We start from the raw sequence: 14,297 nt of genomic DNA, 5'->3' as shown, positions 1-14,297 counted from the left end.
CGCGAGACCGAGTTCGCCGTCGTCCGCGCCGGCCTGAACTACAAGTTCGGCTCGTACTAAGATCTGGAGCCTCGGCGATCCCTCACCGGATCGCCAAACTTCCTCGGAAAAGCCCGGCCTCGTGCCGGGCTTTTTCTTTTTGCGTGACGGCCGCGTGTGCTTGTCCGCCCGGGCCCTATTCGGACAATCGACGCTCGGCCCCCCTGACAAAAGCTCGACCGGTCCCCATCTCCTAGCCGCCGTGCGGTGACGAGGCCGTCGGCGCCTTCAGGAGGACGTCTCCATGAACAGCGAAGAACGCGACATCATCAACGGCATCTTCCAGCGCCTCGAGCAGGCGTCCGGACAGCCCCGGGACGCCGATGCCGAACGTTTCATCGCCGAGAAGCTGCGCAACCAACCCTACGCTCCCTACGCGATGGCTCAGCTGATTTACGTGCAGGAGGAGGCGATCAAGAGCCTCAACCAGCAGCTTGAGCAGGCCCGTGCTCAGGAGCAGTCCCAGCCCTCCGGTGGCGGCGGCTTCCTGTCGAGCATCTTCGGCGGCGGTCAGCGCTCGGAGCCGCAGCGTCCGGCCGGTCAGGCCTGGGGGCAACAGGGCGGCTATGGTCAGCAGGGTGGCTATGGTGGGCCGCTGGGCGGGCCGCAGCCAGGCTACGGTCAGCCGGGTTATGGTGGTCCCCAGCAGGGCGGACCCTGGGGTGGACAGCCTCAGCAGCCGGCCCGTGGCGGCGGCTTCCTCGCCACCGCACTTCCGATGGCGGCGGGTGCGGCGGGCGGCATGTTGCTCGGCAGCGCCCTCTCCAATGCCTTCGCGGGCGGCCATTCCTCGCTCGGAAGCGCCTCGGCGGCGGGCCTGACCGGGGGCGAGACGGGAGGCGGTGGCATCTTCGGCGGTGGCAGCGATCAGGATCTCGGCTCAGCGCTCGGCGGCAGTGACGGCGGCTTCCAGGACGCTTCGTTCGGTGGCGGCGGCGGTGACGATTTCGGCGGCGACCTCGGCGACGGCGGGGATGACGACTGGGCCTGATCCCACTCGCACCCGTTGAGAATCGAAAAAGCCCGGTGCCGGTCCCCCGGCACCGGGCTTTCCTGTTTGGAAGCCGGTGTCAGATCACCTCGACGCGGGTTCCAACCGGCGTCCGCTCGTAGAGGTCGATCACGTCCTCGTTCATCATGCGGATGCAGCCTGAGGACACGTTCTGTCCGATCGTGTGCGGCTCATTGGTGCCGTGGATGCGGTAGAGCGAGGTGCCGAGATACATCGCTCGCGCACCGAGCGGGTTTTCCGGGCCACCGGCCATGTGCCGTGGCAAATCCGGGCGGCGGCGCAGCATCTCGGCAGGCGGCGTCCAATCGGGCCATTCGCGCTTGGCCGAGATCGACTTCGCACCGGTCCAGACGAAGCCCGGCCGCCCGACGCCGATCCCGTAACGGATCGCCTGCCCACCGGATTGGACGAGGTAGAGATACTTGGCGTTCGTATCGATCACGATCTGGCCGGCGCGGCCTGGCCCGTCATAGGCGACGACTTGGCGGGCGTAGCGGGGATCGACCGCTCGTGCGACGGTGCTCACCTCGGGCGCCGGCTCGGTCGGCAGCGCCGCGAACCGTGCGTGTGGCTGGGCGGGGGCGGCCGGGCGCGGCTCGCCGAGAGCGCCGTAGCCGTCGACGGCGGTGCGACGAGCCGGGCCTTGTGCATCTCCGGTCATGAGGAACTCGATGAAGCCGCCGCCGTAGCGGCCCGGTCCTGTCTGAGCCATTGCCGGCCCGCATGCCCCGCATACGGCGAGCGCCGTCAGCGCCACGCTCCACTTCGCTCGCATCCTAAACTCCCGCCCTGCACACGCGATGCGGAAAGTTTTCCGGCTTTTGCCCTGCGGGCGATGAACGAACGTGGTGAATCAGCCGCATTGCCGTCCGGGCCCCCGCAAACCGCGAGTCGTCGTCAACGGGCGGTAAACGGCAGCGATCGCTCGAAAACTTTCAGCAATTCGAAACCAGTGCACGGGATTGTGACGGATGAGACCCGTTCCCGAAGGCCCGTCCGACCGATGATCACCAAGCGCTACCGCATCGAGGAAAGCCTGGGCTTGTCCGTACCGGCGGCCGGCCTCTCTGCGGCTGCAACGGAGGCGGCCCCGAATCCGCGGCTCGACGAGATCCTAACGGCGATCAACGACCTGCGCCGCATCACCCAGGCGAGCGCCGGCGAGACCATCGAAGCCTGCCGCCGCGAGCTCGGTGAGGCCTTCGCCATGCGCCACGAACTCGAGGTGATGAAGGAAGCGATCACGCGCACGAAGGGCGAGATCGCAAGCCTCCACCGCTCCGAGACCACAGGCAAGGGCATGCGGCGCGTTGCGGGCGAGCTCGACGCCGTCGTCGAATCGACCGAGCAGGCCACCTCGACGATCCTCGGCAGCATCGAGAAGATCGAGACCAACGCCAACATGATGCGCGGCCTTCGTCTGCCCAAGGCTGCGCAGGAGAATGTCGACGGCATCCTCGACAGCGTGATCGCGGCCTATGAGGCCTGCAACTTCCAGGATCTGACCGGTCAGCGCATCAGCAAGATCGTCAACGTGCTGAAGTTCGTCGAGGAGCATCTCGACCGTGTCATCGAGGCCTGGAGCGGGCTCGACGGCTTCCGCGACCTGCTCGCCGTCGAGACGGCCGCGGTTGACGAGAACGACGAGAGCTCCCTCCTCAACGGGCCGAAGCTGCAGGACGATCCCGGCCACGTCGACCAATCGGACATCGACGCCCTGTTCGATTGACGGCCCCCATCGACGCGGCTTGTCCAACGGCCCTTCCAACCGGAATCGCCGCGGCCTACATCGGGTCCATGAGCCGCGCGACCCGATCCGCCTTCGACGACGTCCCGCCCGACGGGTTCGACGAGGACGAGAACGATGCGCCCTCCCTCGAAGAGGCGCCCGAAATCGACTTCGATTTCGAGCAGGGTGCCGTCAAGGCCGGCACCGAGATCATCCGACGCTTCTGGACGACCCTGCCGACCTCGCCGGGCGTCTACCGGATGTTCGACCACAAGGGCGACGTCCTCTACGTCGGCAAGGCCAAGAACCTGAAGAACCGCGTCGGCTCCTACGCCCGCGGTCAGGCGCATTCCAACCGCATCGCGCGCATGATCGCGCAAACGGCGGCGATGGAGTTTGTAACCACCGCGACCGAGACGGAAGCACTGCTTCTGGAGGCCAACCTCATCAAGCAGTTGAAGCCGCGCTTCAACGTGCTGATGCGCGACGACAAATCGTTCCCCTACATCCTGCTGACCAGCGACGGGCCGGCGCCGCAGGTCGTCAAGCACCGCGGCGCGCGTCGCCGCAAGGGCAACTATTACGGCCCCTTCGCCAATGTCTGGGCGGTCAACCGCACGGTGAACGCGCTCCAGCGCGCCTTCCTGCTGCGCACCTGCTCCGACAGCTATTACGAGAACCGCACTCGGCCGTGCCTGCTCTTCCAGATCAAGCGCTGCTCTGGCCCCTGCACCGGCGAGATCCCCCTGGAAGACTATGCTGGGCTCGCCGACAGCGCCCGCGCCTTCCTGTCCGGCAAGTCGAACGCGGTGAAGGACCGGATGCGCGAGGAAATGGAGCGCGCCTCCGAGGCCCTTGAATTTGAGCGCGCCGCCCGCTTTCGCGACCGCATCGCTGCGCTCTCGGCGATTCAGGGGACGCAGGGGGTGAACACGCAGGGGGTCGAGGAAGCCGACGTCTTCGCCCTCGACGAGCAGGCGGGCCAGTTCTGCATCGAGGTGTTCTTCTTCCGCAACTTCCAGAACTGGGGCAACCGCGCCTACTTCCCCAAGGCCGATCGCTCCATGAGCGCCGATGAGGTGCTCGCCTCGTTCATCTCGCAGTTCTACGACGACAAGCCTGCCCCCAAGCTCGTCCTCGTCAGCCACACGATCGAGGATGCCGAGCTGATGGCCGCCGCACTCTCGAGCCGGGTCGAGCACCGGGTCGAGGTTCACCAGCCGCAGCGGGGCGAGCGCAAGAACCTCGTCGATTACGCGCAGCGTAACGCCAAGGAGGCGCTGGGGCGCCGGCTTGCCGACACCGCCTCGCAGGGCAAACTGCTGATCGCGCTCGGTCAGGCCTTCGGCCTCGACAAGCCGCCGCGACGGGTCGAGGTCTACGACAACTCGCACATCTCGGGCACGGCGGCGGTCGGCGGCATGATCGTCGCCGGCCCGACCGGCTTCATGAAGACGCATTACCGCACCTTCAACATCAAGTCGGAGGAACTGACGCCGGGCGACGATTTCGGGATGATGCGCGAGGTGCTGACCCGCCGCTTCAAGCGGTTGGCCAAGGAAGCGCCGCGGACGCCGCGGGAGGCGGCGGTCGGCGAGCCGCAGGCCGCGGCCGAGGGGCAGGCCGTGCCGGCCGCGACCGAGGCGGTGGTCGATGATCCCGACGCCTTCCCGGCCTGGCCCGACCTCGTGCTGATCGACGGCGGCGCCGGGCAACTCGAGGCCGCCCGCGCTTCGCTCGCCGAGATCGGTGTGATCGACGTGCCGCTGGTCGGCATCGCCAAAGGCCGAGACCGCGACGCCGGCCGAGAAACCTTCTTCGTGCCCGGCCGCAGCCCGTTCAAGCTGCCGCCGCGCGATCCCGTGCTCTATTTCGTGCAGCGCCTGCGCGACGAGGCGCACCGTTTCGCCATCGGCACGCACCGAGCCCGGCGCAAGCGCGAGATGACCAAGAACCCGCTCGACGAGATCGCCGGCATCGGCCCCACTCGCAAGCGCGCGCTGCTGCACCATTTCGGCACCGTGAAGGCCATCCAGCGGGCCGCCTTGGAGGATCTCGCCAAGGCGCCGGGCGTCAACGCCGCCACCGCCCGGGCGGTCTACGACTTCTTCCACGCCAACGCTTGAGCCGTGCCCCGTGCCGACAGAGCCAGCGCCCGACGCATCGACGACGCGGTTGACGCCCCACGCGGCCCGTGATTTCACCCCGGCGATGAACGCCGTCCTCCCCCGACGCCGGTCGCAGGCCTGGACGCTCGCGAACTGCCTCACCTACGGCCGCCTCGTCGCGGTCCCGGTCGTCGTGGTGCTGCTGTTTTGGCCGGACGAGATCGCCGCGCGCTGGACGGCCTTCGGCGTGTTCGTCGCCGCCGCCATCACCGACTATCTCGACGGCTACGTGGCGCGGGCCTGGGCGCAGAGTTCGGCGCTCGGGCGGATGCTCGACCCGATTGCCGACAAGCTGCTGGTGGCCGCCTGCCTGCTGATGCTGGCCGCCGACCGCACCATCGCCGGTATGTCGCTCTGGGCGGCGATCGTCATCCTGTGCCGCGAGGTGCTGGTCTCCGGCCTGCGCGAATATCTGGCGGAACTGAAGGTCGGCTTGCCGGTCAGCCGCATCGCCAAGTGGAAGACGACGGTGCAGCTCATCGCCCTCGGCTTCCTCGTCGCTGGCCCGGCCGGCGAGACCCTCATCCCAGGCAGCCTCACGGCTGGTATCGTCCTGCTCTGGCTCGCCGCCGCCCTCACGCTCTACACCGGCTATGACTACATGAGGGCCGGGATCCGGCACGTGATCGACGATCCGCGCTGATTTTTTTGGGATTCTTTGAGGCGGCACTTCGAGGCGCCGCCGGGGATGCACGCGATGAAGCTCGTCTATTTCGCCTGGGTCCGCGAGCGCGTCGGCAAGCCCGAGGAGACGGTGAGCCCGCCGGACGGCGTCGCTACCGTCGCCGACCTGATCGGCTGGCTGAGGACGCGCGGCGAGGAATACGCCTACGCCTTCGAGAACGAGGGCGTGGTGCGTGCGGCGATCGACCGGGTCCACGCCAAGCCCGGCAGCGCCATCGCGGGGGCGCAGGAGATCGCGTTCTTCCCGCCGATGACCGGCGGGTAGGTTCTCAGCTCAGCGCCTCGCGGAACGCGGCGAGGTTCGAGCGCATCATCTCCAGATAGCCCGGTGCCGGCCCGCCCGGCGCGCTCAGCGCGTCGGAGTAGATCCGGCCGCCGACCTTGGCGCCGCTCTCGCGGGCGATCTGCTGCATCAGCCGTGGGTCGGCGATCGATTCCACGAACACCGCCGGCACCTTGTCCCGGCGGATCTGGCGGATGATGCGGGCGACATCCTTCGGTCCGGCCTCGCTGTCCGTCGAGATACCCTGCGGCGCCAGGAAGCGCATGCCGTAGGCGGCGCTGAAATAGCCGAACGAGTCGTGGGTGGTGATGATGCGCCGCCGCTCCTCCGGAATGGTCGCGAGGGCCGCGCGGATCTCCGCGTCCAGCGCGTCGAGCTTCTGCATGTAGGCGGCGGCGTTGGCGGCGTAGAGGCCGGCATGCTCCGGATCGGCGGCGCTCAAGCCATCGCGGATGTTGGCGACGTAGAGCTTCGTGTTCGCCACGTTCTGCCAGGCATGGGGGTCGGCATGGTCGCCCTCGCCGTGATCGTGGCCGTGGTCGTCGTGATCGTGGCTGCCGGCGATCGTCTTCACGCCCTTGGAGGCGACGACGACCGGCGCCTTGGTGCCGGACGCCTTGATGAGGCGCTCCAGCCAGCCCTCGAAGCCGAGGCCGTTGACGACCACGAGGTTGGCCTCCGCTACCCGGCGGGCGTCGCCCGGTGCCGGGGAATAGCCGTGGGCGTCCGCATCCGGCCCGACGAGGCTTGTCACCGCGACCCGGTCACCACCGACCTGCGACACGAGATCGGCCAGGATCGAGAAGGTCGCCACCGCCTTCAGCCGCGGCTCCTGCGCCGTTGCGAGCGACGGGGCGAGCGACGGGGCGAGACCCACGAGCACCAGAATTGCGGCCGCGATCCTGCGCCCCACAAGCCATCCCATACCGAAACTCCTCCACTTCGGATGGCTTGATAATGTAACATTATCACATCGCCAAGGGCGGCTGGCCCAACATGGACAAGCTTTCATGTTGCAGACACAGACCGGAGACGACCGGACACACGCGAGAGACGAAGCGGACGCATCGTCGCAGGACTGGGGCGGAGTGCCCCTGACTGACGGAGATGTCCCATGACCAGGATACGCGTGACGGGCCTTGCGATGGTGGGGCTGGCGGTGCTCGGCGCGGCCGGCCTCGGGACCGCGGCGGTCCATGCTGGGGAGCGCGGCGGGCCGTTTGCGGATGGTCCTCACGGCCACCGATATGGGCGCTGGTCGGCGCTCTCGGCGGAGGACCGCGCCGCCTTCACCGATGCCCGTATCGCCGGTCTGCATGCCGGCCTGAAGCTGAACCCCGAGCAGGAGAAGCTGTGGCCACCGGTCGAGGCGGCGCTACGCGATCTCTCCAAGCAGCGGGACGCCCAGCGCGAGGCGCGGCGTGATCGCGGCCGGATGGTCGACGATGCGCCCGGCGCGCTCCGCGCCATGGCCGACGCGGCAACCGTCCGCGGCGAGGCCCTGCGCAAGCTCGCCGATGCCAGCACGCCGCTCTTCGCGACCCTGGACGAGGGCCAGAAGCGCCGCGCCATGGTCCTCGCCCGGCCGATGCGCCCGTTCGGCGGGATGCACCGGCACGGGCCACGGCACGGAGACGAGCGCGACTGAAGACGGCTCCGCTTGATCCCTGCGCCGTGCGGCGGCAAACACCGCGGGCCCCGGCGTTCCCGCCGGGGTCAGCACAGACATGGTACAGCATGGCGCGCCGGCCGCTCCTGAGGGGCGACACCCTTCCCCTGCTCGGGCGGCTCTGGCGGGAATGGCTCTCGCCGCACCGGGCGACGCTGGCGGTGGTGCTCGTACTCATCACCGTCGTCGGCGCGGCGACCGGGCTCTATCCCGCCCTGATCAAGGCCGCCTTCGACGCCTTCGACCGCAAGGACATGAGCGCCCTCGCCTACGGCCCGCTCATCGTCATCGCCGTCACCTCGGCGCGAGGCTTCGCCCTGTTCGGCCAGACGGTGCTGACCAACCGGGTCGTTACCCGCGTCGAGGCCGACATGCAGGCGGCGCTCTACGCCCATCTGATCGATGCCGACCTCGCCCAGCTCGGCCGCGAGAGCCCCGCCGCCTTCACCCAGCGCTTCACCACCGACTTCGCCTTCATCAAGGAGGCGCTGACCCGGATCTCGACGGTGCTGCTGCGCGACGTCGCCATGCTGGCCGCCCTGGTGATCGCGCTGATCTGGATGGACCCGCTGCTGACGCTCGCCGCCGCGGTGACGGCGCCGCTCGTGGCCGGTCCGGTCAACCGCATCGGCAAGCGCCTGCGACAGGTCTCGACCACGACCCAGGAGCAGATGGGCGCCACCGCGAGCCTCATCACCGAGAGCCTCCAGGGGGCCCGCGTCGCCAAGACCTATGCGATGGAAGGCTACCTGAAGGGCCGCGCGGCGCAGGCGCTCGACGAGGTGCGCCGCCTCAAGATGAAGGCAGCCAATGCCCGCGGTCGCCTCGACCCGCTGATGGAGATCGGCGGCGGCCTCGCGGTGGCCGGCGTGCTGGTTCTGGTTGGCCAGCGGGTGATGTCGGGAGACCGCACCGTCGGCGACTTCACCGGCTACGTGGCCGCCCTTCTGCTCGCCGCGCAGCCGGCCCGCGCGCTCGGCACCCTCAACGCCATCCTGCAGGAAGCTGCCGCTGCGCTCAGCCGTTACTTTGCTCTGATGGACGAGCCGCCGACGATCCGCGAGGCGCCGTCCGCCCCGCCGCTGACGGTGACGCGCGGTGAGATCCGCTTCGAGGGCGTGCATTTCCGCTACCGCGCCGACGCGCCCGCGCTGGAGGGGATCGACCTCGTGGTGCCCGCGGGCTCGACCACGGCCCTCGTCGGGCGCTCGGGGTCGGGCAAATCCTCCCTGCTCAACCTCGTGCCGCGCCTTCAGGACGTCACTTCGGGCCGCGTCCTCATCGACGGCGCCGACATCCGCGACGTGACGATCGCCTCGCTGCGGGCGGCGGTTGCGGTGGTGTCGCAGGAGGTCGTGCTGTTCGACGACACCATCGCCACCAATATCGGCTTCGGCCGCCCCGGCGCGTCGCAGGAGGAGATCGAGGCGGCAGCCCGGGCTGCGGCAGCGCACGGCTTCATCACGCGACTGAGCGAGGGCTACGCCTTCCGGGTCGGAGCGGGCGGCGGGCGGCTCTCGGGCGGCGAGCGGCAGCGCATCTCGCTCGCCCGTGCCTTCCTCAAGAACGCCCCGATCCTGCTCCTCGACGAAGCGACCTCCGCCCTCGACTCCGAGTCCGAACACCTCGTGCAGGAGGCGCTGGAACGGCTGATGCGCGGGCGCACGACGCTGGTCATCGCCCACCGCCTCTCCACCGTCCGTGAGGCGGGCCGCATCGCCGTGCTGGAGGCGGGCCGGGTAATAGAACTCGGCCGCCACGACGAGTTGGTCGCCGCGGGCGGCACCTATGCGCGGCTGCACCGTCTGCAATTGTCGGATGATTCGGGAGCCCCGAAACCAGAAACCGCCTCCGCCTGACGCGTTCGCTGGGGCGAACACCCGACCGTCGTGCCACTTTCCCCGTCCCTCGCGCGTATTCGCTAGGCACGAGAGGGGGACCGATGATGGCCGAGACGTTCGGGATGACGCGTGCGGGTGAGACGGTCACGCGGTACACCCTCGCCCGTGACGATCTGCGAATTCAGGTGATCGATTACGGGGCGGTCGTCACGGCCATCGAGGTGCCGGACCGGGAGGGCCGCCGCGCCAATGTCGTCCTCGCCCTCGACGCGGTGGAGGGCTACGAGACCGTGAGCCCGCATTTCGGGGCGATTGCCGGGCGCTTCGCCAACCGCATCGCGAAGGGGCGTTTTACGCTCGACGGAACCACCTACGCGCTGCCGATCAACGAGCCGCCCAACACCATGCATGGCGGTCCCGAGGGGTTCGCCAAGCGCCTGTGGCAGGCAGTGGATGTGGACGCGACGCGCGTCACACTGAGGCGGCGCAGCCCTGACGGCGAGGAAGGCTTTCCGGGCGCGCTCGATGTGGTGGTCGTCTACAGCCTGCCCGAACCTGGCACACTCCGCGTCGATTACAGGGCCGTGACCGACCGGCCAACGGTCCTGAACCTCACCAATCATAGCTACTTCAATCTCGCCGGCGAGGGCACGGGCGATGTGATGGGCCACATCGTCCAGGTGTTCGCGGACGCCTACGCACCGACGGACGCGACTCAGATCCCGACCGGCGTGCTCGCGCCGGTCGCAGGCACGCCCTTCGATTTCCGCGAGCCGGTGGCGCTCGGCGCGCGCATCCGGGAGGGGCACGAGCAGATCGTTCTGGCCGGCGGCTACGATCACACCTTCGTTCTGCGCGGACCCGCTGGCACGCTGCGCCCGGCGGCCTCGTGCCTTTGCGAGGCGAGCGGGCGGCGCCTCGACGTCGCCACGACGCAGCCGGCGCTCCAGCTCTACAGCGGCAACAATCTCGACGGTTCCCTGGTCGGCCCCTCGGGCTGCACCTACCGCTCGGGGGACGGCGTCTGCTTCGAGACGCAAGGTTTTCCCGATGCGCCGAACCACCCGAACTTCCCGAGCACGGTCCTGAGGCCGGGCGAGACGTTCACGTCGAGCACCATCTACCGCTTTTCGGTGAACTGAACGGACCATGAAAGGCTTCACGCCCAAGGTTCCAAACCCAATCGGCTCGACCGTGCGAAGGGCTGCTGAGAGTGGGAACCGGACCTCAGCCTTTCGCCCCGAAGCGGACATTCCGCCTGCGGCCCCACTCGGTCGCTACGAAAAGAGGCTCTCGCGACCCTTATCGCCAGCCATTTTCAACCTCGCGGCTCGCTTAAAATTAGCCGGCTTCTAGATAGCGGCCCGACGCCGAGCGACGAAGGTGAAAAATGTTGGGTTGGTTTCGGGCGTTGATGCCGAGAGAGGACCGCTTCTTCGACCTCTTCGCGCGCCATTCAGCGACCTTGGTTGAAGCCGCAGAAGCCTTGCAGGAAGTGCTAAAGGGCGGACCGGACGTAGCACGGTACTGTCAGGTCATTATTGATCGCGAGCGCGACGCGGATGCCATCACAGCTGAGGTCCTCCTCGCCGTGCGCCGCAGCTTTATTACTCCATTCGACCGCGGCGACATCAAAGATTTGATCCAGTCGATGGACGATGCCATCGATCAGATGAACAAAACTGTTAAAGCGATCCAGCTCTACGAGCTGCGTCAGTTCGAGCCACTGATGCGAGAGATGGGCGGCACAGTGGTCGAGGCTGCTCGGCTCACGGCAGAGGTGGTGCCGCTGCTCAACGCTGTAGGCACCCATGCAGGGCGCATCAACCAGATCACGGAGGCGATCACTCGCGTCGAAGGCCGCTCCGACGAGATGCAGGAGCAGGGACTTAAGGCACTGTACCGAACGCACCGCCGGGACGGTGGGGACGATGACGCCATGGCCTACATCATTGGCGCTGAAATCTATGGCCATCTGGAGGACGTCGTTGACCGCTTCGAGGACGTTGCCAACGAGATCAGCGGCATCGTGATCGAGAACGTGTGACGGGCATGGAAGCCGCCCCTCTCGCCCTGCCTTACCTCGTCGCCTTGATCGCGGTCGCGCTGCTCTTCGACTTCCTCAACGGACTGCACGATGCGGCCAACTCCATCGCCACCATCGTATCGACCCGAGTTCTGCGACCGCAATACGCTGTGCTCTGGGCTGCCTTTTTCAACTTTATCGCGTTCCTCTTCTTCGGCCTGCACGTGGCACAGACGCTCGGCACCGGCATCGTCGATGCCGGGATCGTCGATCCGCAGGTGATCCTTAGCGCACTTGTCGGAGCCATTTTCTGGAACATCGCCACCTGGGTGTTCGGTATCCCGTCGAGCAGCTCGCACGCCCTGATCGGTGGCCTCGTCGGGGCTGGCATCACCAAGGCGGGTCCTAGCGTCGTGGTCTGGTCCGGCCTCGGCAAGACGGTGGCAGCCATCGTGCTGTCACCGCTACTCGGCTTCGTACTGGCGCTTTTGCTCGTGCTCGTCATTTCCTGGGTCTTTGTGCGGGCGACGCCGTTCGGGGTGGATCGCACCTTCCGGTGGCTGCAGTTCGTCTCAGCCTCGCTCTACTCGCTTGGGCATGGTGGCAACGATGCCCAGAAGACCATGGGTATCATAGCCGTGCTGCTCTACGCGCAGGGACACCTCGGAAGCGATTTCCACGTGCCGCTCTGGGTGGTGCTGTCCTGTCAGGCCGCGATGGCTCTTGGCACGCTGTCAGGCGGCTGGCGCATCGTGCATACGATGGGCTCACGCATCACTCGGCTAAATCCGATGCAGGGTTTTTGCGCCGAGACTGGCGGCGCCATCACACTGTTTCTAGCGACATGGCTTGGGGTGCCTGTCTCGACGACCCACACCATCACGGGTGCAATCATCGGAGTCGGCGCAGCCCGGCGAGCTTCGGCGGTGCGCTGGGGTATTGCCGGCAACATCGTGATTGCCTGGGTCGTGACTCTGCCAGCAGCGGGAGGTCTCGCCGCAGGCTGCTACGCGCTCACGACGCTCCTGTCCTGAGGAGCCGTGATGCTGAAACTGAAGAAGGCGCCGTCCAAATCAAAAACCGGAAAGAAGGTTTCACAGAAGGTATCGCGGCAGGTCGCGAGCCTGCCGCTGCGTCAAAGCGAGGACGGTAAGATCGAGGTACTGCTGGTGACGTCACGTGAAACCCGGCATTGGATTCTTCCTTAAGGCTGGCTGATGAAGGGCAAGAAGCAGCTTGAAGCTGCAATCGCGACTGGAATGGAGTAAGAGCTCGAATTGGCCGAGTTGATTGAAGAAATCTGAATCCATCCGACTTCCGCTGGTCAAGGTGGCAACGGGGAGTGACTGAGGGGCGCACTAAAGTATTTTACACCAAGTAGCCTGAAAACGGGCGTTCACAGGTTGCGCTTTGGGTCGCAAGCAGCCCTTCGCGTAGCAAGGCTGACAGGGTTTGGTCTGATCACAGCCTCACCGGCGACGTCTCATGCACCGGACGGCTTGACATCCATCTCGTTTGGTCTGAAATTTCAGTCATGACAGAAATTTCAGACCAGTCGCAAAAGCTCGCGCCCGCGGTGGAGCGCTTCATCCTGCACTGGGGCGATCTCGGCGGGCAGTGGGGCGTGAACCGCTCCGTCGCGCAGATCCACGCCCTACTCTACCTCTCCGACAAGCCGCTCGCGGCGGAGGAGATTGCGAGTACGCTCGGTATCGCCCGTTCCAACGTCTCGAATTCGCTGAAGGAGCTCGCGGCCTGGAACCTGATCCGGCGGGTTCCGGTGATGGGCGAGAGGCGCGATTTCTTCGTCGCCGAGACTGACCTGTGGGAGATGGTCACCCGCATCGCCGCCGGCCGCAAGGAGCGCGAGATCGACCCCGCCCTCAAGGCCCTGCGCGAATGCGTGGCCGAAGCCGAGGGTGACCCGCGGGTCGGGACTGTGGCCTCGCGGCGACTCAAGGCGATGCTGGACTTCACCCAGACGCTCGACGGCTGGTACGCGCAGATGCTGAACGTGCCCCACAACACCCTGGCCAAGCTGATCCGGCTCGGCGGACGGATCGTCCGCTACCTTCCCGTGAAGTCCGAGCCCTGACCCATCGGTGCTGGACGGTTCGCCGCCGGGGAGGATGTTTGAGGAGGCGCTTCCATGCGCAATGCCGCCGACATGGCCGCCCCGGTTAGCACGCCAAGCCAGCCAGCCGCGTTGTTCGATCTGCGCTTTCGCGCGCTGGTGCCGGAGGCGGATTGGGCGCGCCTGCCACCGGCCGTGCAGCGGCGCTTCACAAAGCGACTCGGCCCAGGGGAGAGCGCGGTTTACGTCGGGCGGGTGGTCGAGACCGATCTGACCCCGCTCGGTTGGCTTTTGGCCCAGGGCCTTCGCCTCATCGGCGGGCCGCTGCCTACCTCACGCATTGCCAACGTGCCGAGCGTGGTCGCCGTCACCCAGGATGGTGCCGGCAACGGCCAGATCTGGACGCGGCTCTACGCCCGTGGCTCCGGCTTTCCGCAGGCGATCCACTCGGCCAAGCGCTTCCAGGGGCCGACCGGGCTGGAGGAGCGGGTCGGCGCCGGGCTCGGCATGAGCCTGCGGGTTCTGGTGGAGGATCGGGCGCTCGTCTTCCGCAGCGAGCGCTACTTCATCGACCTGCCGGGCTTCCGGCTGATGCTGCCGCGCTGGCTCACGCCCGGGATCCTGACGGTCAGCCACAGCGCGACCGGAGCCCGCAGCTTCCGTTTCGTGCTGGAGATCCGCCACGCTTGGGCGGGCCGCCTGCTGCGCCAGGAAGCGGAGTTCGCCGATCAGGTCGAGGCGCGCGACGAGGTCGTCGCCCCACTGCCGTGAG

Annotated in this window: 15 protein-coding genes; 13 read left to right on the top strand and 2 right to left on the bottom strand. The window is 67.4% G+C overall.

Translation table 11 applies throughout. From position 1 onward, the window contains the following. Positions 1-283: 283 nt before the first annotated feature. Positions 284-1,030 carry a DUF2076 domain-containing protein gene (locus FHU13_RS02620; RefSeq protein ID WP_183434279.1) on the top strand — a complete coding sequence of 249 codons (747 nt, stop codon included), beginning with the start codon at positions 284-286 and terminating at the stop codon, positions 1,028-1,030. 79 nt (positions 1,031-1,109) lie between these two features. Here the strand turns inward: FHU13_RS02620 and FHU13_RS02615 are convergent, their stop codons facing one another. Next, complete coding sequence (locus FHU13_RS02615) at positions 1,110-1,826, bottom strand: L,D-transpeptidase (RefSeq protein ID WP_183434278.1); 717 nt, start codon at positions 1,824-1,826, stop codon at positions 1,110-1,112. 228 nt (positions 1,827-2,054) lie between these two features. Between FHU13_RS02615 and FHU13_RS02610 the strand changes: the two genes are divergently transcribed. The 4 genes from FHU13_RS02610 to moaD all read left to right on the top strand — a co-directional run bounded on the left by FHU13_RS02610 (position 2,055) and on the right by moaD (position 5,897). After that, a complete protein-coding gene (locus FHU13_RS02610) occupies positions 2,055-2,780 on the top strand; it encodes a protein phosphatase CheZ (RefSeq protein WP_183434277.1) in 726 nt (241 codons plus the stop codon). Positions 2,781-2,848: 68 nt separating this feature from the next. Then, complete coding sequence (gene uvrC, locus FHU13_RS02605) at positions 2,849-4,906, top strand: excinuclease ABC subunit UvrC (protein WP_183434276.1); 2,058 nt, start codon at positions 2,849-2,851, stop codon at positions 4,904-4,906. Positions 4,907-4,991: 85 nt separating this feature from the next. Further along, positions 4,992-5,591, top strand: coding sequence for a CDP-diacylglycerol--glycerol-3-phosphate 3-phosphatidyltransferase (pgsA, locus tag FHU13_RS02600; RefSeq protein WP_183434275.1), 600 nt, complete (start codon positions 4,992-4,994; stop codon positions 5,589-5,591). Positions 5,592-5,645: 54 nt separating this feature from the next. Beyond that, positions 5,646-5,897 carry a molybdopterin converting factor subunit 1 gene (gene moaD, locus FHU13_RS02595; protein WP_183434274.1) on the top strand — a complete coding sequence of 84 codons (252 nt, stop codon included), beginning with the start codon at positions 5,646-5,648 and terminating at the stop codon, positions 5,895-5,897. A gap of 4 nt (positions 5,898-5,901) precedes the next feature. Here moaD and FHU13_RS02590 read toward each other — a convergent pair whose 3' ends face one another. Further along, on the bottom strand, positions 5,902-6,840 hold the full coding sequence (locus tag FHU13_RS02590; RefSeq protein WP_183434273.1) for a metal ABC transporter substrate-binding protein: 939 nt from the start codon (positions 6,838-6,840) through the stop codon (positions 5,902-5,904). Between the two features lie 189 nt (positions 6,841-7,029). Here FHU13_RS02590 and FHU13_RS02585 point away from each other — a divergent pair, with 189 nt between their 5' ends. From FHU13_RS02585 to FHU13_RS02550, 8 genes are all read left to right on the top strand, one after another. After that, positions 7,030-7,563: a Spy/CpxP family protein refolding chaperone gene (locus FHU13_RS02585; RefSeq protein WP_246714443.1), complete on the top strand. Its 534-nt coding sequence runs from the start codon at positions 7,030-7,032 to the stop codon at positions 7,561-7,563. 89 nt (positions 7,564-7,652) lie between these two features. Further along, complete coding sequence (locus FHU13_RS02580; protein WP_183434272.1) at positions 7,653-9,443, top strand: ABC transporter ATP-binding protein; 1,791 nt, start codon at positions 7,653-7,655, stop codon at positions 9,441-9,443. A gap of 83 nt (positions 9,444-9,526) precedes the next feature. Continuing rightward, positions 9,527-10,567 (top strand): aldose epimerase family protein, encoded by a 1,041-nt coding sequence (locus FHU13_RS02575; RefSeq protein ID WP_183434271.1) that lies wholly within the window; start codon positions 9,527-9,529, stop codon positions 10,565-10,567. 248 nt (positions 10,568-10,815) lie between these two features. Continuing rightward, positions 10,816-11,472: a DUF47 domain-containing protein gene (locus FHU13_RS02570; RefSeq protein ID WP_183434270.1), complete on the top strand. Its 657-nt coding sequence runs from the start codon at positions 10,816-10,818 to the stop codon at positions 11,470-11,472. A 5-nt stretch (positions 11,473-11,477) separates the two neighbouring features. Further along, positions 11,478-12,485: an inorganic phosphate transporter gene (locus FHU13_RS02565; RefSeq protein WP_183434269.1), complete on the top strand. Its 1,008-nt coding sequence runs from the start codon at positions 11,478-11,480 to the stop codon at positions 12,483-12,485. Positions 12,486-12,494: 9 nt separating this feature from the next. Then, positions 12,495-12,659 (top strand): hypothetical protein, encoded by a 165-nt coding sequence (locus FHU13_RS02560; protein ID WP_246714442.1) that lies wholly within the window; start codon positions 12,495-12,497, stop codon positions 12,657-12,659. 326 nt (positions 12,660-12,985) lie between these two features. Then, positions 12,986-13,546 (top strand): GbsR/MarR family transcriptional regulator, encoded by a 561-nt coding sequence (locus FHU13_RS02555; RefSeq protein ID WP_183434268.1) that lies wholly within the window; start codon positions 12,986-12,988, stop codon positions 13,544-13,546. Between the two features lie 54 nt (positions 13,547-13,600). After that, complete coding sequence (locus FHU13_RS02550; RefSeq protein ID WP_183434267.1) at positions 13,601-14,296, top strand: DUF4166 domain-containing protein; 696 nt, start codon at positions 13,601-13,603, stop codon at positions 14,294-14,296. Position 14,297: the final 1 nt, after the last annotated feature.

The sequence above is a fragment of the Methylobacterium sp. R2-1 genome (genome assembly GCF_014191355.1).
In the GTDB taxonomy this organism is placed as follows: domain Bacteria; phylum Pseudomonadota; class Alphaproteobacteria; order Rhizobiales; family Beijerinckiaceae; genus Methylobacterium.
This window is presented reverse-complemented; position numbering and strand designations above follow the sequence as displayed.